Source organism: Pseudocnuella soli (genome assembly GCF_004347775.1).
Lineage (GTDB): Bacteria > Bacteroidota > Bacteroidia > Chitinophagales > Chitinophagaceae > Flavisolibacter > Flavisolibacter aquaticus.
This window is the reverse complement of sequence record NZ_CP037755.1, coordinates 3,763,551-3,782,617: the sequence shown is the minus strand read 5'-3', so window position 1 is coordinate 3,782,617 and position 19,067 is coordinate 3,763,551. Positions and strand designations below refer to the sequence as shown.

The window sequence follows — 19,067 nt, the reverse complement described above, 5'->3', positions numbered from 1 at the left end:
TGTTTTGCCAAAAATGGAGCCGGCTAAAATAGCACAGCTCCATAAATGTAATATTGACACTTCTAAAGAAATGCTGTATCTTTCCTATTCAAAACCCGCTTGACTATGAGCTTGTCAGAAGCCTACGTGATTGGCGTGGATTACGGTACCGATTCGGTGCGGTCCATGCTGGTAGATGCCACCAATGGCACTGAGGTTGCCGCCGCAGTTTTTTATTATCCCCGCTGGAAAGAAAGTTTGTATTGCAATGCTGCCGCCAACCAGTTTCGGCAGCACCCGCTCGATTATATCGAAGGCCTGGAAGATACCATCAAACGTTGCCTGTTGCAGGCCGGGCCGGCCATTGCCGCCAACGTAAAAGCCATTTCGGTAGACACTACCGGTTCCACACCCATTGCTGTTGACGAAACCGGTACGCCGCTGGCCCTGTTGCCGCAGTTTGCCGAAAACCCCAACGCTATGTTTGTGTTGTGGAAAGACCATACCGCAGTAGGCGAAGCCGCTGAGATCAATGCGCATGCCGATAAGTGGGACACCAACTACCTGCAGTATGTAGGCGGTATTTATTCCTCCGAATGGTTTTGGGCAAAATTGCTGCGCACCATTCGCGTTGATCCCGCTGTGCGCAACGCCCTGCATTCGTGGGTGGAGCATTGTGATTGGATTCCGTTTTTGCTGACCGGTGGCAAACGTGCCGCTGATATCAAACGCGGCGTGTGTGCTGCGGGCCACAAAGCGCTGTGGGCAGTTGAGTGGGGCGGATTGCCTCCCGATGAATTTTTCACTGCACTGGACCCGTTGCTGCAAGGCATCACTAAAAAATTATTTACCGAAGTATACACTTCCGATACTGCTGTAGGCACCATCTCGGCCGAGTGGGCGCAGCGCCTGGGCCTTCCCGAAACCGTTGCAATCGGCGCCGGTGCGTTTGATTGCCATATGGGTGCCGTGGGCGGACAAATTGAGCCTTATTACTTGTCGAAAGTAATGGGCACTTCAACTTGCGACATACTGGTGGCGCCCAACGAAGAAGTGGGCGACAAACTGGTGCGGGGCATTTGCGGACAGGTTCCCGGTTCTGTTATTCCTGGCATGCTGGGTATGGAAGCGGGCCAGTCGGCGTTTGGCGATGCATACGCTTGGCTGCGTAATGTGCTGGCCTGGCCGTTGCAAAATGTGCTCACGCAATCTTCGCTCATTGATGCCGATACTGCTAAGAAATTGGTGGAAGAATCGGTGGATAAAATCATTCCCGAATTGAGCCGCCAGGCTGCGCAAATTGAGCCCGACGACAACTGCGAGTTGGCCATTGACTGGATCAACGGTCGCCGCACACCCGATGCCGACCAACTGCTGAAAGGTGCATTTACCGGCCTCAATATGGGCACCGATGCACCGCGTATGTTCCGTGCACTGGTGGAAGCTACCTGCTTTGGCGCTAAGGCCATTGTTGATCGCTTTGTAGAAGAAGGCGTGCCGGTAAAAGGTTTGATTGGCTTGGGTGGCGTTGCCAAAAAATCGCCGTTCATTATGCAGATGATGGCCGATGTAATGAACATGCCCATCCGCATTCACCGCTCCGAGCAAACCTGCGCCCTGGGTGCAGCCATGTTTGCCGCAACTGCCGCTGGTGTGTATGATAAAGTGGAAGACGCCATGAATGCCATGGGGCAGGGCTTTGATGCCGAGTATTTCCCCAATGAAGAACGTGTGGCCATTTATGCAAAACGCTACCAGAAATATGCCCGTACCGGTGCATTCATCGAAGCGCAAACCAAAAAACTGATCGCAGAAAATACACTCACCGAAGCCTGACATGAATCCGTATCAACACATACAGGAAGCTGCCTATGCAGCCAACATGCAACTGCCCGAGCTGGGGCTGGTGCTTTTTACATTTGGCAACGTTAGCGCCGCCGACCGCAGCCAGGGCGTATTTGCCATCAAGCCAAGCGGCGTGCCTTATAAAGATTTGTCGCCCGATAAAATGGTGATCGTTGACTTTGACGGTAAAACCGTTGCCGGTTCTTTGCGGCCCTCTTCCGATACATTAACGCATGCCGTGCTGTACAAACATTGGGAAGACATTGGCGGCATTGTACACACGCATTCGGTGTATGCAACGGCCTGGGCACAGTCGCAGCGCGACATTGTTAACTACGGCACCACGCATGCCGATCATACAACGGTGGACATTCCCTGTGCACCGCCCATGAGTGATGAAATGATCCGTGGCGATTACGAATACCAAACCGGTTTCCAGATCATCAACTGCCTGCAGGAGCGGGGCCTGAGTTATAAAGAAGTAGAAATGATTTTGGTGGGCAACCATGCGCCATTTACCTGGGGCAAAACGCCCGATAAAGCAGTGTACAACAGTGCAGTGGTGGAAACAGTAGCGAAGATGGCTTTCTTAACCGAGCAGATCAACCCGAACGCACCGAGGCTGAAAGATGCGTTGGTGAATAAACATTACGAACGCAAGCACGGACCGAATTCCTATTATGGTCAGTAAATAAAATGGTCAATGGCGCACAACAGGTTTAGTTTCGCCATTGACCATTTTACATTGGCTTTGCTCCATTTTTACGATTGCCCGCAACAACAAATGAACACATACAGCCATTCCGAAATTTTGTTTGATGCCTGTTTGCAACAGGTGCCGCAAGGCCGTTTGCTTGCTGCACCTACGCCATGCTTTCATCAATCTGTTGCAGTTGTATTTGTTGCTCCATCATTCATTACCTTTTCAAAATTTTTTTGCACCCCATTTTTTTAAAATGTAGCCGCAGCGCTGTGGAACAACGGTCGCTGCGGAGGCCACTCGTTTAACTTCTTCAACTAATAATATCAAGACCAACCACAATGATCAATTTAAAAGAGTTCGAAGTTTGGTTTGTTACCGGCAGCCAGCATCTGTACGGTGAAGAAACCCTGAAGCAGGTAGCTGCCCATTCGCAGGAAATTGCCCAGTCGCTCAACGGCGCTGCAGCCATTCCTGTGTCTATTGTGTTCAAGCCAGTAGTAACCACTCCTGATGAAATTTACCGCGTTTGTGCCGAAGCCAACGCCGCCAAGCAGTGTATTGGCGTAGTGGCCTGGATGCATACTTTTTCGCCGGCAAAAATGTGGATCCGCGGGCTGCAGATTTTGCAAAAACCAATGGCCCACCTGCATACGCAGTTCAACCGCGATATTCCGTGGGGCGAGATCGACATGGATTTCATGAACCTGAACCAAAGCGCCCATGGCGACCGTGAGTTTGGTTTTATGGTAAGCCGCCTGCGCCTCAACCGCAAAGTGGTTGTGGGCCACTGGCAGGACGAAGAAGTGCTGCAACAATTGGGTGCATGGACCCGCGCCGCCGCCGGCTGGAACGACTGGCAGGGTGCCCGCTTTGTGCGCTTTGGCGACAATATGCGTTTTGTGGCCGTTACTGAAGGCGACAAAGTAGAAGCCGAAATGAAGTTTGGCTACTCGGTAAACTATCATGGCATTGGCGATCTCGTGCAGGTGATCAACGCCGTTAGTGATGGCGACCTCGATGCGCTGGTAGACGAATACGCCACCACTTACAACCTGGCCGATAAGCTGAAGAAAGGCAGTGACCAACACAGCTCGCTGCGCGATGCTGCTAAAATTGAACTGGGCCTGCGCAAGTTTTTGGTAGACGGAAACTTCAAAGGCTTTACCGATACATTTGAAGACCTGCACGGCATGGTGCAGCTTCCGGGCATTGCCACCCAGCGCCTGATGGCCGATGGCTATGGCTTTGGCGGCGAAGGCGACTGGAAGACGGCTGCCCTGGTGCGGGCTATGAAAGTAATGGGAGCGGGGCTGCCTGGCGGCAACTCGTTCATGGAAGATTATACCTACCACTTCGATCCAAAGAACCCGCTGGTGTTGGGGTCGCACATGCTGGAGATCTGTCCTTCCATTGCCAACGGGAAAGCTTCCTGCGAAATTCACCCGCTGGGTATTGGCGGCAAAGCCGACCCCGTGCGCCTGGTGTTTAACGTAGATGGCGGTGCTGCATTAAACGCATCCATCGTAGATATGGGCAACCGTTTCCGCCTGTTGGTAAATACGGTTGAAGCCGTAGCACCACAACACGAACTGCCTAAACTGCCCGTGGCTCGTGTGCTATGGAAACCTATGCCGGATATGAAAACCGGTTGCGCTGCATGGATCTATGCAGGCGGTGCGCACCACACCTGCTACAGCCAAAACCTGACTGCTGAACACATGGCCGACTTTGCCGAGATTGCCGGCATCGAGTATGTATTGATCGATCAGGACACCAGGCTGCACCAACTGAAGCAAGAGCTGCGCTGGAGCGAAGTGTATCATCAAATCAAAGGTTAAGAGGATTTCGGATGTACGATTTAAGATTTTGGATTGCGTTTATGAAAATGGATAGTTCGCCTTCTTTTACCGGCTAACTGTATTAAATCGTCAATCTAAAATCCGCAATCCGAAATCCCCATGTTGCCCTATTTTTGAAAGATGCGGTTTCCCGCCGCATCTTTCTTCCACCAACTTTAAAACGCATACTTCCATTATGAGAAATGGACTTAACTGGAGTGATTATGTAGTGTTCCTGGTCTACTTCGTGATTGTGGCCGGCTATGGTTACTGGATCTACAACCGAAAGAAAAAGGCCCAAACCAGCACACATGATTTCTTCCTCGCCGAAGGTTCGCTTACCTGGTGGGCTATCGGTGCCTCAATGATTGCTTCCAACATTTCTGCAGAGCAATTTATCGGCATGTCGGGCGACGGCTTTTTTGTAGGTACCGCGGTTGCGGCCTACGAATGGATTGCCGCCCTGGCCCTCATCATCATTGCCGTGTTCTTCATGCCCATATACCTGAAGAATAAGATCATGACCATGCCGCAGTTCCTCACCAACCGCTACAACAGCACGGTGGCACTGATCATGGCAATCTTCTGGTTGTTCCTGTATGTATTTGTAAACCTTACTTCCATCCTGTATCTCGGTGCCGTTGCCATCAATGGTTTGCTGGGCGGTGGATACCTGCATGCCATCATGGTGGCGCTGGCTATTATGGCCCTCATCATCACCCTCGGTGGTATGAAGGTGATTGGTTATACCGACGTAATTCAGGTGGCGGTGCTCATCATTGGTGGCCTGGCTACCACGTGGATGGCGCTGACCATTGTGGGTGAAAAATTTGGCGTTGGCCGCGATGCATTTGCTGGCTTCCAGGCGCTGATGGACAAGCACCCCGATCACTTTAAAATGATCCTCGAAAAGCCCGGTCCCAATTCATCGAACCTGGACATTCAGAAGTACGTGGTACTGCCCGGTATTGCCATGTATTTTGCGGGCCAGTGGATTGTAAACCTCAACTACTGGGGTTGCAACCAGTACATTACACAGCGTGCCCTCGGTGCCGATCTCAACACGGCCCGCAATGGTATCCTGTTTGCCGGCTTCCTCAAATTGTTCATGCCGGTAATTGTAATGCTTCCGGGTATTGCCGCTTATGCGTTGTATGAAAATGGTGACCTGCCGCAGTTGGAAGGCAACAAAGACGGTGCTTATTCGGCCATCCTCGGGTTTTTGCCCAACGGCCTTAAAGGCTTGTCGCTGGCGGCATTGACGGCAGCCATTGTGGCGTCGCTGGCGGGAAAGGCCAACTCCATTTCCACCATCTTTACATTGGACCTGTATAAAAAGTATTTCAATAAAGACGCCACCGAAAAGAAAATGGTGTGGATCGGCCGCGTAACGGTGATTGCATCCTTGCTGGTTTCCCTCATTTTTACCTGGGAAGATTTGCTGGGTATTGGCGGCGAAGGCGGCTTTACTTTTATCCAGAAATACACTGGCTTTATTTCGCCAGGCATCCTGGCCATGTTCCTCCTGGGCATGTTCTGGAAGCGTACCACCGGCGCTGCCGCGGTAGCTGGTATCCTAACAGGTTTCCTTGTTTCGCTGTTGTTCAACACCACGGTGCTGCCCGACATGTTTGGCCGCGAAACCCTGTTGTACACTGCTTATGAATACACCAAAGTAGTAGGCGGCGAAACAAAAACCTTCGTGGAAATTCCGTTCCTCATCAGCATGGGCTGGTCGTTCTTCTTTACCGTGTTGGTAATGGTCGCCATCTCTATGTTCGGGCCTAAAGACAACCCGAAAGCCATCGAAATTGATTCGTCGATGTTTAAGGTAAAGCCGGGAACCATTGCCCTCATTGTGGCCACCCTGCTTATTTTAAGTGCGCTGTATATTAAATTCTGGTAATATTGTGGCAGCAAAGTGCCGCATCGTGTTGGCACTTTGCTGTTTTCATCATCTATTAAAACGCAGTTTAGTTTGATAGCCGAATACAAAAAATTCGAACCCGTACTGCTGGCCATCGATTGCATCATTTTTGGCTTTGATGGTTCCCAATTGAAAGCTTTGCTGATCAAACGCGGATTTGAGCCGCAACAGGGCAAGTGGTCGCTGATGGGCGGCTTTGTGCAACAGGAGGAAAGTGTGGATGATGCTGCCAAGCGCATCCTGGACCAGCTTACCGGCATGCAGGATATTTACATGGAGCAACTGCACTGCTTTGGCGAAGTGGAACGCGATCCCGGTGGCCGCGTGGTTTCAATTGCTTATTATGCCCTCATCAAAATAGACGATTACAGCAGCGAGCTGATGGAAGAACACCAGGCGCAGTGGGTTGGCATGGAGGCTATTCCGCCGCTTGTGTTTGACCACCGCCACATGCTGGATATGGCCCGCGAACGGCTGCGGCAAAAAGTGGCCAACTATCCCATCGGGTTTGCATTGCTGCCGCACAAGTTTACGCTGCCGCAGTTGCAGGCGCTGTATGAAGCCATCTATGAAACGGAGTTGGATAAGCGCAATTTTACCCGCAAGATTCTTTCGTTTGAAATTCTGCGCAAGCTGGATGAAAAGGAAAAAGAGTCATCGCGGAAAGGTGCATTCCTTTACGTGTTCGACAGCCACAAGTATAAAAAGCTGGAGAAAGACGGTTTTAAACTGGTGTAAATACCGGATGGATATAAAAGATTTAAAGCAGCCTTTGGGCTGCTTTTTTATTGCGCTTTACTAAATGGCAAGCGGCTGGTAATCCGGTCCCACAAGTAAGCCCATTCGCCCAGCAAAATCAGCAGTGCCACGGCTTTGGGGCCGGGCAGGCTGCGCATGAAATGTTCTACAATAAAACGCCTTTTGCTGGCCGCAGCTTGCTTTGTTATTGCAGGATCGTTGTTTGGATTGGGTTGCGCTGCAATGCCTTCTGAAATGACTTTTAAAGTATGCAGGCAGGCCGCAATGCTGCGGATGTTGCCTTCCGCATCCAGCGGTTCGTAATAGTGCTGCAGGCAATACAAGTGGCTTTGGGGCACCTGCAAGCGGGGATGGGTAACCGAACGCAGGTTGCGCATCAATTGCTCCATTTGTGCGGCTGCATATTCTTTTTTACGCACCACTTGGTGCAGGCTTTTGCTCGACACCCGGTAATCGAGCAGCACCTCAGGTTGGTGGTACATTTTATACTTGCGGCTTAGTTGCCAAAACAGTTCCCAGTCTTCGGCATAAGGCACGGTGTAGCCGCCAATTTCCTGCACGGCGCTTCTACGCATCACCACGGCAGGGTGGTAAACAATGCAGAAAAAATGCAGGTGATAAAAATAAAACTGGGTATCAAACCGGTCGCTGCTTATGGGTGCGCCCTGCTCGTTGATCTTATGTACATCGCAGGAGTACAAGGCACCATCGGGGTGTTGTTGTATGAATTTCGCCTGCTGTTCAAGCCGGTTGGGTCGACAAATATCATCGCTGTCCATGCGCACAATCCAGTCGGTTTGCGCCAGCGCAATGCCGCGGTTGAGTGTAAAACTGATGCCGCTGTTTGCTTCGTTGCGAAAAAGGCGGATACGCGGATCGGTGTAGGTTTGCAACAGCTCGTAACTGCCGTCGGTGGAGCAATCATCAATAATGATGAATTCAAAATCGGTGAAGGTTTGTTGCAACACACTGTTTACGGCTGCTGTAAGAAACGGCTGGCCATTGTACACAGGCAGCACAACAGTGAGTGATATCATGCGCCGCCGGTTAGTTTTTGCAACGCATCTTTCACTCGTACCGGCGTCACCCGTTTTACACCGTTCCATACTTTTTTCGGCAATTGGTACATGATGAAATGCAACTGCGGATGTTGGTATGGGAACAGCGCTTTATCCACCAGCTTGTCTATTTCCGTATTATGAATGCCTTTTTGCTGCAAGTACGCTTTCATCCAGCCCAAAAAATGCTGGCGCACCACATCATACTTGCCATCATCCTTTACCGATTTCATGATGGAACCGTCACGCTGGCGGTACCAGTTGTTGCAGGTGTTGGCTATATACACGTATTCGTTCAAGTATACTTTGCATAAAAACGCCTGGTCTTCGTACAACTGCAAGTTGCCACGAAATGAAGATTCAAAGCCGCCCACCCGGTCGATGGCTGCACGGGTAAGCATCCACGAACAGGGCCCTGGGGTTGCTGCATTTTTCAGCGGGTATAATAGTACGGTAAGTGCCTGCGGCGGGTACAATTGGTTACCCGGTACACCCACCGGCACGATACAGTTTTCTTTCTGCCGTTCGTTCCAGTTGTACCAATGCACCGATCCTTCGGCAATCAATCCTGCATCAGGGTATTTGAGATGCAAGCCCACCTGCTGCACCATTTTTTCGGGTAGCCAGATATCATCGGCGTCCAAAAAAGCAACCAGGCTTCCCCGTGAGGCAGCGATGCCTGCATTGCGGCTGGCACTGAGCCCTTGGTTCGAATGGCCGGGATGTTCGTAGTAAAATATTTTTCCGGGGTGTTGGGCTGCATATTGTTTTGCCAGCGCCACACTGCTATCAGTGGAGCCGTCGTCTACCAGGATCAGTTCCCAGTTTTTATAAGTCTGGGCAAGCACGCTTTCCACAGACTGTGCAAGGAACCGCTCTTCATTGAGAAAAGTGATGATGACCGAAACAAGAGGTGTTAATTCCATAGGTTTAATATTTGCGGAGCCAGCCGGACAGTTTTTGTGCAAAGGCATCGCCGCTGCAATCAGGCACCTGGAATCGTCCAAGTTGAAACGGATGGCTGCGTTTGGTGATGGGTTCGGGATTGGTGGTAAAAGCCGCATCAAAGTTAAGACTGGCGGCCACCTGCATGCTGTCGCCATTGTAATGGCCATAAGGATAAGCCAACAGCGATACCGTCTTGCCAAAGTTTTGTTCCAGCGCCAACTTGTTGCTTTGTACCTGTTCTTTTTGAAACTGCGCATCGTGCATACCCAAAGCCGGGTGTTGTGCAGTATGGGCTTCTATGTCAACCAGGCGGTGACCTTTAAGTGATTGCAATTGTTGCGGTGTAGCAACCTCGTTTGATGCAGCCAGAACCAAATTATTCAGTTGCAGCAATTGTTGTAAAAAATGCTGCTGTTGCTCCGGAACCATAGGCCGCGTTTGTTGCCACAATTGCAAGTACAGTTTTGCCCTGCGGGTCGGAGCATCTGCTTCAAACGGCTTCCAGGATTGGTGCAGTTGCCGCAGCCGTTCGGTGAGTGTAGCTTCCTCCGTCAAATCGAAACTTCCGCCATCCATTGGTATCTGTAATGTGGCTGGCAACTGCGGAGTGGTGAGCAAAGTTTGCTCGAGTGCATCCCACCAGAATGGCCCTTTTTCAATAGACGTTACAAAAAACGTTGCGGGCAGGCCGTATTGTTCCAATAGCGGCAGCGCCACTATTATATTATCGGCATAAGCATCATCAAAGGTCAGGGCAATGGTTTTATCCTTTATCTTTCCTTGCTTGATCGATTGCACCATTGCATGCAACGGCACCACTTTGCCGGTAGCCTGTAACACCTGCAGGTGTTCTTCAAAATGTTTTGGACTCACTGCAATTTCCCACACATCCGTTGGTGGCGTAGCCACGCGGTGATACATGAGCACCATACATTTTGGTGCCAGGTAACGGTAGTAAAATGTGGTGAGCAATTGCTTCAAACTATGCTTTTTTCTGTGCCCTAACGGTTACGATCACCTGGAAAAATGGGTCGTTATGATCAAGTTTCTCTTTTGATACTTCCGGCAGGCCCATGCCGTACAGGAATGCAGTAGCTGCCAGCACGTTGCCATGGCTTTCCACCACCGTGTTGCCATCCGGGAACATCTCGGCCATCAGGGCCCGCATGCCTTTGTCGGTAAAAGCCCAGTACCAAGTTTTGTTCCACTCGCCGTGATCAATAGGGGTAATACCTGGAACGGTGAGCAGCAATACGCCGCCAGGTTTGAGCACCCGGTAGCAAGTGGCCAGTGCGCCTTTTACATCGTAAATCAGGTGCAGTGTTTGCGTCAGCACAATGGCGTCAAATGTGTTGTCGGGCACTTGCGGTGCATTGCTCAGGTCGCCAATAAATGTTGCTTTTTTATTGGTGGCATCCACGTGCAGGATGTCGCTTTGCTGCACTTTGGCACCGCCAAAAAGCAGCGTGTATTCGTTGTCGCCAATTTCCAGCACCCGCCCTTTGATGGCGGCACTTTCCTGGCTCAAAAAGTTTTCAATATAATAGCGGTCAACGGGGCCGCCGCGGTCGTAGCCAAACTCGGTACTCAGCGGTGTCAGCCGGTTCAGGTCGCCCATCGAAACCGTTCCAGGCGCAGGTTTATAGTGTTTGTAAAAACCCAGTTTTTGTATGAGCCGGATGCCGGATGCAGGCATTGTTTTCTTGATGATCGATTTAAGCATGTTAGTTTTTTCGTTTGAAAATGCTGAATACCCGGTGGGGCTGCAAGCTAAACAAATAAGCACCGTCGCGGATGCTGCGGAGCCCTTTTTCCCTTTTTATCCGCTGCAGCAAAAGCCCGGCATAGTAGTCGCGCCAAATATGAAAGCCATTTTTTAACGCTGCACGTTCTTCAGATGATCGCAACACCGGCTCCTGCCGGTGCAACACCTGCTCCACATGCCGCACCATAAAAGGAATATTGCCCGACATGTTGGCGCCGTGTATGCGGTATGCAGCAATAAGTTGGGTATGATGCAGCACCGGGTATTTACGGGCAATTTTTAAATAAAGGTCATAATCCTCGCAGGCACGCAGGGTTTCATCAAACAAAAATTCGTTGAAAACCGACCGCCGGTATAAAACGGTGGCATGCATGCCGATATAATTGCCCTGCAACAGGTTCATGTAATGGTTATCGGTAACCGGCATGTCTTCCACATCTTTTTTGCCGGTAACGGCAAACACTTTTTCGTGCCCGCCCGATACAAATGCAGCCTCGGGGTGCTGCTCCATCAGGCGAAGATTGATTTGCAGGGCGCCGGGCAGCAGCCAGTCGTCGGCGTCGAGGAACAGCAGGTACTCGCCATTACTCTCTTTTATGCCCGTATTGCGTGCAGCCGATAGGCCAGCATTGGTTTGGTAAATGTATTTGACCTCACCATTTTGCCCGGCCACTTCCTTTGTGTTGTCGGATGAGCCATCATCCACCACAACAATCTCTGTATGCACGCCTGCCTGGCTATTGACGCTGTCAATGGCCTGCTGCAGGTACTTTCCGTGATTATAACAGGGAATAATAACCGAAATTGTTGGTGCGGATGCTTTATTTAGCATTGTACGGAATAATGGAAGAGTACTTTTTATTTTTCAGGTAGTAAAAAAAGCCTGATACCATGCCACGCATTTCGGGCCCGATGGTGCGGTACTGAAACCTGTAATTAGGAAAACCATCAATGATGCGGCGGGCATTGTACCGCGGCAGCGTCAGGTACAGGCGGCGGCGGTAGCCAGCGGCCGGCTGACGGTCTTGCTGCAGCAATGCCGCTACGGTAAAGCCGCGCAGGTAATGAAACATCTGTCGCTTCAATTCTGCCATGGTGCGGCGGTGCTCGTGAAAAGCAATGACGCGTGGATTATAATTGATCTCCAGGCCGTGGTTGAGGATGCGGAACCATATTTCCGAATCACCGTTGCAGCCGGCTTTGCCGGCGTCGAGCAATTCATCGAAATAGCCCACCTGCTCGAATGCTGTTTTGCGAAAAGCCATATTGGCGCCGGCGCCAATTTCCCAAACGGGCGGGCCGGAACGGAGGTTGCCTTCAAAGAAATCACGGCCGTATACTTTATCTACATAACCGCGGTTAAAACTCCAGAATTTTTCAAAAATGAGTTGTGCCTCGGTTTTTAGTTCGGTGGCAATGACCAGGCCGGTAAGTGCAGCCAAGCGTGGGCTTTCTTCAAACGCCTGCCAGATGCGATACGTCCACAGCGGATGCAGTTTTACATCATCATCGGTATAAGCAATAACAGGGTAAGAGGCCGCCAGTGCGCCGGTATTGCGGGCTATATCGAGCCCGGTTTTAGACTCCCTGATATAACGAATGTCGGGGAAACGGGCGGCCACTTCGGCAGTGCTGTTGTCGGATGGCGCATTGTCCACCACGATGATTTCCTGCGGCGCTACCCGTTGTGTAGCCAGGGATACCAGGCAGTTGGCCAATTGCGCCGCACGGTTGCGGGTGCAGATCACTACGCTTACCGGCACCGATTGCGGTAACTCGTTTTGTTCCGGCTGGTCCAGCGCCTGTTGCAGCCAGCTTTGGAATTCAGGCCAGTTGTTTTGCAACAGCGGCTTGCTCCATTCAGCGGCTTGTTTGCCGGTGTAAAATTGTATGGCCTCCGAAATGGAAGCCACTATTTTAGGCAGGGCATGGGGCAAAGCATTGTTGCTGCCTGCCTCGAAATATGTGTGGCCTAGCGGAATGTCTTTCCACCAATACACCACATACTGCCCATTGCTTTCTGTGGCCAGAGGGAAATCCTCCAGCGGTTGGTCGAAATAAAGATGGGCAATATGATAAGCCTTAAATTTCATGCGTCATGCGGGTTACAAAAAACTCCATTTTCGTACAATAACGAAAAAAAACATCAAAAGGTGTTGGGCAGCGGCGCAAATTGATCCTGTTTTATGATGAATGGAAACTGCGGCCGAACGGCACCCATCCATTTACCATACCATTTAATATCACCGCGATAGTCCTCCAATTCAAAAGACAAACATTCGTTGAGCTCGAACAACATAACGGAGGTGTCTTTTACCACCACCAGGTTGATAAAATAAGCGCCGTCGTTAAAAAAGTTGCCGGGTATTTCGCAAACGCCTTCAACCACACCTTTATCGCATTCGATAGCAGGCGACGGCAGGTCGAAAATGCACTCGCCACCATACGAAAACACATGCAGGCTTACATTGAGCTGTACGCCGGGCACATGGTTCCATAGTTTGAATTTCACCGTCAGCGGTGTGCGGATATCGAGGGGCGCATCGGGGTTGATGCGGTGCGGCACAAGCGATACTGATTGCATCGTTACCCACTCGTTGCCGGGTGCAGTGGCTGCATCGGTCCAAACCTTTTCGTTTTGCAACTGCTGCACACCCATGATGTATTTGTTCACCACGTCGGTGGCAATGCCTACGTTCATGAGCGTGCCTTTGTTCAGCCACATCGCTTTGTCGCAAAGGTTGGTAACCGCCTGCATGTTGTGGCTCACAAACAAAATGGTGCGGCCTTCTTTATGCGATACCTCGTTCATTTTGCCGAGGCATTTTTTCTGAAACTCCGCGTCGCCAACGGCCAGCACTTCATCCACAATCAAAATATCGGGCTCCAGGTGGGCAGCCACGGCAAAAGCCAGCCGCACATACATGCCGGAGGAATATCGTTTTACCGGGGTATCTAAAAACTGCTCCACGCCGGAAAAAGCTACGATCTCGTCGAACTTGCGCTGGATCTCAGCTTTGCGCATGCCCAGGATGGAGCCGCTGATAAAAATGTTTTCCCGCCCCGTCAGCTCCTCATGAAAGCCGGTGCCTACTTCCAGCAGGCTGCTGATTTTGCCGCGGCCCCGAACGGTGCCGCTGGTGGGTTTGATGATGCGGGAAATAACTTTGAGCAGGGTGGATTTGCCGGAACCGTTGGAACCAATGATGCCCATGGCCTCGCCTTCTTTGAGTTCAAAACTCACATCTTTCAGTGCCCACAAGTATTTGCTGTTGCCCGATGCATCGGTGTCGGGAAAAAGCGGCTGCCCGTTTTTGCCCATTATGGATTTGTGCCACCATTGGGTCAGGTCTTGCCGGAGCGAACCGGTACCTATTGTGCCCAAACGGTATCGTTTGGATAAATGTTCTGCCTGAATAATGGTGGTACCCATTGGTAGTTAATTCTGATTAGGTGCGGAATAGCGGCCGGAAAGATAAGACGCCGCTTTTGCTTTCGGGGCCAAAGAGCCGAATAAGGCAAAAATAAATAATATTTACGGCACAGCTTCTTTTGGCAAAAATGAATCATGCTGCGGCTGTTTTGTGCGGGAATTTCTCCCAAGTCGGCTCCTCTGCCTAAACAACCCGACCATTTTCTATTGTACAAAATTTTAAAAAAGCCGCCAAGCCCTGCTGTTTCATCTATTATTTGCCTTGGCAGTTTGAAAAAAAAGCAAAAACGATGGGACGTTCGAAACGGGCTCCCTATATTTGCATAATCTACAAAATTGGTGGGGTAATACTTTCGCTACTGCCCGGCTACACCCGCAGCACAATGGAATACACAACGATCAAGAATACACCAGCCACACCGCAGCCCATCCAGCGACCGGAGCGGAGCCAAAAAGGGCATGTTGCCCTGGTGGGTGCCGGCCCCGGCGATCCTGAGCTGCTGACCCTGAAAGCGCTGCGCTTGTTGCAGCGTGCCGAGGTGGTGCTGGCCGACCGGCTGGTGGGCCCGGAAATTTTAAAAGAACTGACGAACCCCAAAGCTGAAATCATTGCCGTAGGCAAACAATGCCGGCGCGGTGCTTCCACCCCGCAGCGCACCATCAACGAATTGTTAGTAGAATATGCATTGGAAGGCAAAAGGGTAGTGCGCCTGAAAGGTGGCGACGTTTCCATTTTTTCCAACATACTCGATGAGCTGGAAGTGCTCAGCGCCAACGGCATTTCTTATGAAATTGTTCCCGGCGTAACAGCTGCTTTGGGTGCAGCTGCCTACAGCGGCATTCCGCTCACTGCCCGTGGGCACAGCACCGCGGTGCGTTTTCTTACTTTTTATAAAAACGACGTGGTAACCGATGCCTACTGGGCCGAGCTGGCACAAACATCGGACACGCTGGTGTTTTATATGTCGTCCGAAACACTGCCACAGGTGGTAGCTAAATTAAAAGCAAATGGTGCGCCCCAAACAAGGGAGCTGGCCATTGTGGAACAAGCCACCACGCCTCTGCAACAGGTGCACACCAGCACGCTGGAACATTACGAGGCACAGTTGGCTGGGCTGCAACTAAAATCGCCGTCGTTGGTCATTATTGGGAACGTGGTGGGCCTGCACAAGCAATTTGCCTGGCGGCCAAACGGCAACGGTGCGGAGGACTATTTTAACCCCGTAACCGGCAACCTGGTGGCTTACGGGCCGGATGCCAAAAGGGCCTGAGCTTTTGAAATAAGATTTAACACGCTGAACTTATAACCGCATGATAGCATCGCCGAAACTGAAAATTGTTGAAGAACTGATTGCAGGATCCAGTCGCGAAGAGCTGGCCTGGATCAGCGGGTACCTGGCTGGCGTAGCCGCCGGTGGTGGCGCCAACGTAGCCGCTGCAGCATCGGCTGTGGCCGGTGGCACTGCAGCCCCTGCAAAGGCAGGTAAAATCACCATTGCCTACGGTACCGAAACCGGCAACTCCAAAAAGCTGGCTGCTGATTTTGCCGCCAAGGCAAAAAAAAGCGGCATCAATGCAAAGCTGGTGAGCCTGGACCAGTACCGGCTGACCGACCTGCCGAAGGAAGAATATTTTGTTACCATCATCAGTACGCAGGGTGAAGGTGAACCGCCGGCTGCCGCCAAAAAGTTTTACGACGGCATTCATGCCAATGGTTTTAAGCTTGAGAAATTGAAGTACGGCGTGCTGGCGCTGGGTGATACCTCGTACCCGCTGTTTTGCAAGGCAGGTGAAGATGTGGACGCACGGTTGGATAAACTGGGTGGTAAACGTTTGGTGTCGCTGGCAAAATGCGATACCGATTACCAGGCCGATGCCGAAAGCTGGTTTGATTCCTTGCTCAATTCGCTGAGCAGCAGCGCTGAACCGGCTGCGGCCACCGCCGCACCGGCGGTGAAGAAAAGTGCGGGTAAAAAAACATACACTGGCACCATCCTTACCAGCGTAAACCTGAACGACCGCGGCTCGAATAAGGAAACCTATCATATTGAAATTGAAGCGGAGGATGTGGCCTACCTGCCCGGCGATGCGCTAGGAATGATCCCGCCCAATCCTGCACCTCTGGTGGCCGATATTTTGGCGGTAGCCGGTGTGGATGCTGCGAAAAAAATAAGTTACAAAGACGAACAATGGGCCGTTGCTGAGCTGCTGACCAAACGCCTGAACATTGTACACCTGCCCGAACGGGTGGTGGCCAAATATGCTGCCCTTACCGGCCAAACGATCCCGGAAACCCGCATGGGCCTGCTCGACTTGTTGAAAATTTATCCATACAAAGCCACCGCACCTTTTGAAGACCTGGTGGCTATTTTGGAACCAACTGCACCGAGGCTATATTCCATTTCTTCGTCGCCCGAGGCGCACAGCGGGGAAGTGCATGTAACCGTAGCCCGCGATAAGTTTTGCATCAACGGTGAAGATAAATTCGGGCTGTGCTCCGATTACCTGGCCCGCCTCGAAGAAGGCACCACCATTGAATTTTACATCCATAAAAACGGAGCCTTCCGCCTGCCCGACGAAGACAAAGACGTGATCATGGTAGGGCCGGGAACCGGCATTGCGCCGTTCCGTTCGTTTTTAGCCGAACGTGATGCCACCGGCGCCAGCGGCCGCAACTGGCTGTTCTTTGGCGACCAGCATTTTGTTACCGACTTCCTGTACCAGACCGAGTTGCTCAACTGGTTTGACACCGGTGTGCTCACCAAACTGAACGTAGCCTTTAGCCGCGATCAAAAAGAAAAAGTGTATGTGCAGCACAAAATGAAGCAGCAGGGAAAAGAGCTCTACAACTGGCTTCAGGGCGGCGCATCGCTCTATATCTGCGGTGCAAAAGACCCGATGAGTGTGGATGTGGAATCGGCGCTGTTGGAGATCATTGCGGAGCATGGCGGCAAATCGGCCGAAGCGGCGGAAGCTTATTTGGCAGAGCTGAAAGAAGCCGGCCGCTACCTGAAAGACGTTTATTAATTAGCAGACAGAACACCGACTGGGTTCCAGCACCTGGAACAAGTTCAAAAGGATTTACATAATGGCAGATCAGAATAACCAGAATCTTTCTTCCACCGAACGCATCAAACAAAGCAGCGACAGCCTGCGGGGCACACTTGCCGATAGTGTGGCCAACGAAATAACCGGCTCGATTGCTGAAGACGACCAGGCGCTGGTGCGTTTTCACGGCATGTACCTGCAAGATGACCGCGACCGCCGCGAAGAGCGGGCCGCAAAAAAACTGGAGCGCCTGTATTCATTCATGATTCGGTTGCGCCTCACCGGTGGTTACATATCTCCGGCGCAGTGGGTGGCGCTGCACCATATTGCAGGCGATCATTCTACAGGCACCATCAAAATCACCACCAGGCAAACCATACAATTGCATGGCGTTTTAAAAAGCCATGTAAAGCCCACGTTGAAAGCATTCAACGAAGCGGCATTGACCACAATCGCTACTTGTGGCGATATCAACCGTAACGTATGTTGCACGGCACACCCGGCAGCATCGCCGCTGCACGAGGAGATTTTTGGCCTGGCCAACGACATTGCCGAAATGTTGCTGCCCAAGACAAATGCCTACTATGAAATTTGGCTGGAAGGCGAAAAGATTGCAGACAAACAACTGGAAGAAGATCCGTTGTACCAGGACCGTTATATGCCGCGCAAATTCAAAATCGGCATTGCTATTCCGCCGGCCAACGATGTAGATATTTTAACCAATGATGTGGGCCTGATTGCCATTGTAAAAAAAGGCGTCATTGTAGGCTACAACATCTGCGTCGGTGGCGGCATGAGCACCACGCATGGCAACCCGGATCACTATGCACGACTGGCTTCACCCTTAGCTTTTACCACGCCGGAAAACATCATGAAGGCGGTGTACGAAGTGCTGACCATCCAACGCGATTATGGCAACCGCAGCGACCGCAAACTGGCCCGCCTCAAGTACACTGTTGACCGCCTGGGCCTGCCCTGGTGGCGCGAAGAACTGGAACGTCGTTGCGGCTTCAAGCTGGAAGATCCAAAGCCGTTTGAGTTCACTTCACGCCGCGATAATTATGGCTGGGAGCAAAACCATAAAGGCCTTTGGTATTACACGCTGTTTGTTGAAAATGGCCGGGTGCTGGACATACCGGAGCTAAAAATGAAACAAGCGCTTTTGGAAATTGCGCAATCGGAAAAAGCGGCGTTTCGTTTTACCACCAATCAAAACCTGATCATTGCCGACATTAAGCCGGAAGACAAGGATTTTGTTGCCGGTATCTTGGAGCAATACGGATTGATTGCACACACCGAGCGGGCTACTAAACTGCGTGGCAACGCCATGGCTTGCGTGGCACTCAACACCTGTGCACTGGCGCTGGCCGAGGCGCAACGCTACATGCCATCGCTGTTGGATAAAGTGGAAGGTCTGCTGGAAAAACATAGCCTGCAAAATGAAGAACTGATCATGCGCATGACAGGTTGCCCCAACGGGTGTGCCCGCCCTTATGCTGCGGAAATTGGTTTTGTAGGTACGGCTTATGGCCGCTATAATTTACATTTTGGCGGCGACCGGTTAGGCCTGCGGTTGAATAAGATTTACAAGGAAAGCCTGGATGAAGCGCAAATCCTGTCCGAGTTGGATGCGGCGTTTGCAGCTTTTAAAGAGGAGCGAAGTGCCGGCGAAACATTCGGCGATTTTAGCTACCGCAAATACATTCAGCCGGCAGTAACGGCTTAAAAGAAAGTACACCAATTGAACCAATGGCAATGCCCCGC

General features: G+C 51.3%; 15 protein-coding genes. 8 read left to right on the top strand and 7 right to left on the bottom strand.

Annotated elements, in window-relative coordinates; translation table 11 throughout:
* Positions 1-105 precede the first annotated feature (105 nt).
* From EPD17_RS15550 to EPD17_RS15530, 5 genes are all read left to right on the top strand, one after another.
* Positions 106-1,815 carry a ribulokinase gene (locus tag EPD17_RS15550; protein ID WP_132055524.1) on the top strand — a complete coding sequence of 570 codons (1,710 nt, stop codon included), beginning with the start codon at positions 106-108 and terminating at the stop codon, positions 1,813-1,815.
* 1 nt (position 1,816) lies between these two features.
* Positions 1,817-2,515, top strand: coding sequence for an L-ribulose-5-phosphate 4-epimerase (locus EPD17_RS15545; RefSeq protein ID WP_132055523.1), 699 nt, complete (start codon positions 1,817-1,819; stop codon positions 2,513-2,515).
* Positions 2,516-2,865: 350 nt separating this feature from the next.
* Positions 2,866-4,365 (top strand): L-arabinose isomerase, encoded by a 1,500-nt coding sequence (gene araA / locus EPD17_RS15540; RefSeq protein ID WP_132055522.1) that lies wholly within the window; start codon positions 2,866-2,868, stop codon positions 4,363-4,365.
* 196 nt (positions 4,366-4,561) lie between these two features.
* Positions 4,562-6,271 carry a sodium:solute symporter family transporter gene (locus EPD17_RS15535; RefSeq protein WP_132055521.1) on the top strand — a complete coding sequence of 570 codons (1,710 nt, stop codon included), beginning with the start codon at positions 4,562-4,564 and terminating at the stop codon, positions 6,269-6,271.
* 72 nt (positions 6,272-6,343) lie between these two features.
* Positions 6,344-7,030, top strand: coding sequence for an NUDIX hydrolase (locus tag EPD17_RS15530; protein ID WP_132055520.1), 687 nt, complete (start codon positions 6,344-6,346; stop codon positions 7,028-7,030).
* A gap of 47 nt (positions 7,031-7,077) precedes the next feature.
* On the opposite strand, the gene EPD17_RS15525 is transcribed toward EPD17_RS15530, so the two are convergent.
* The 7 genes from EPD17_RS15525 to EPD17_RS15495 are packed head-to-tail and all read right to left on the bottom strand — an operon-like array spanning position 7,078 to position 14,255.
* The gene (locus EPD17_RS15525) at positions 7,078-8,088 is read right to left on the bottom strand and encodes a glycosyltransferase family 2 protein (protein WP_165929629.1); all 1,011 of its coding nucleotides are present in this window, start codon (positions 8,086-8,088) and stop codon (positions 7,078-7,080) included.
* Positions 8,085-9,035, bottom strand: a complete 951-nt coding sequence (locus EPD17_RS15520; RefSeq protein ID WP_114236238.1) for a glycosyltransferase family 2 protein — start codon at positions 9,033-9,035, stop codon at positions 8,085-8,087. Before EPD17_RS15520 ends, EPD17_RS15525 begins: the two co-directional genes overlap by 4 nt.
* A gap of 4 nt (positions 9,036-9,039) precedes the next feature.
* Positions 9,040-10,038 carry a polysaccharide deacetylase family protein gene (locus EPD17_RS15515; RefSeq protein WP_132055518.1) on the bottom strand — a complete coding sequence of 333 codons (999 nt, stop codon included), beginning with the start codon at positions 10,036-10,038 and terminating at the stop codon, positions 9,040-9,042.
* 1 nt (position 10,039) lies between these two features.
* Positions 10,040-10,780, bottom strand: a complete 741-nt coding sequence (locus EPD17_RS15510; protein WP_132055517.1) for a methyltransferase domain-containing protein — start codon at positions 10,778-10,780, stop codon at positions 10,040-10,042.
* Position 10,781: 1 nt separating this feature from the next.
* On the bottom strand, positions 10,782-11,654 hold the full coding sequence (locus EPD17_RS15505; RefSeq protein ID WP_132055516.1) for a glycosyltransferase family 2 protein: 873 nt from the start codon (positions 11,652-11,654) through the stop codon (positions 10,782-10,784).
* Positions 11,644-12,915: a glycosyltransferase family 2 protein gene (locus EPD17_RS15500; RefSeq protein ID WP_132055515.1), complete on the bottom strand. Its 1,272-nt coding sequence runs from the start codon at positions 12,913-12,915 to the stop codon at positions 11,644-11,646. Before EPD17_RS15500 ends, EPD17_RS15505 begins: the two co-directional genes overlap by 11 nt.
* 53 nt (positions 12,916-12,968) lie before the next feature.
* Positions 12,969-14,255 (bottom strand): ABC transporter ATP-binding protein, encoded by a 1,287-nt coding sequence (locus EPD17_RS15495; protein WP_132055514.1) that lies wholly within the window; start codon positions 14,253-14,255, stop codon positions 12,969-12,971.
* A 383-nt stretch (positions 14,256-14,638) separates the two neighbouring features.
* Here EPD17_RS15495 and cobA point away from each other — a divergent pair, with 383 nt between their 5' ends.
* The 3 genes from cobA to EPD17_RS15480 all read left to right on the top strand — a co-directional run bounded on the left by cobA (position 14,639) and on the right by EPD17_RS15480 (position 19,029).
* The gene (gene cobA, locus EPD17_RS15490) at positions 14,639-15,526 is read left to right on the top strand and encodes a uroporphyrinogen-III C-methyltransferase (RefSeq protein ID WP_132055513.1); all 888 of its coding nucleotides are present in this window, start codon (positions 14,639-14,641) and stop codon (positions 15,524-15,526) included.
* Positions 15,527-15,566: 40 nt separating this feature from the next.
* Positions 15,567-17,282 carry a diflavin oxidoreductase gene (locus EPD17_RS15485; protein WP_132055512.1) on the top strand — a complete coding sequence of 572 codons (1,716 nt, stop codon included), beginning with the start codon at positions 15,567-15,569 and terminating at the stop codon, positions 17,280-17,282.
* Between the two features lie 61 nt (positions 17,283-17,343).
* Positions 17,344-19,029, top strand: coding sequence for an NADPH-dependent assimilatory sulfite reductase hemoprotein subunit (locus EPD17_RS15480; RefSeq protein WP_132055511.1), 1,686 nt, complete (start codon positions 17,344-17,346; stop codon positions 19,027-19,029).
* The last annotated feature ends 38 nt before the right edge of the window (positions 19,030-19,067 follow it).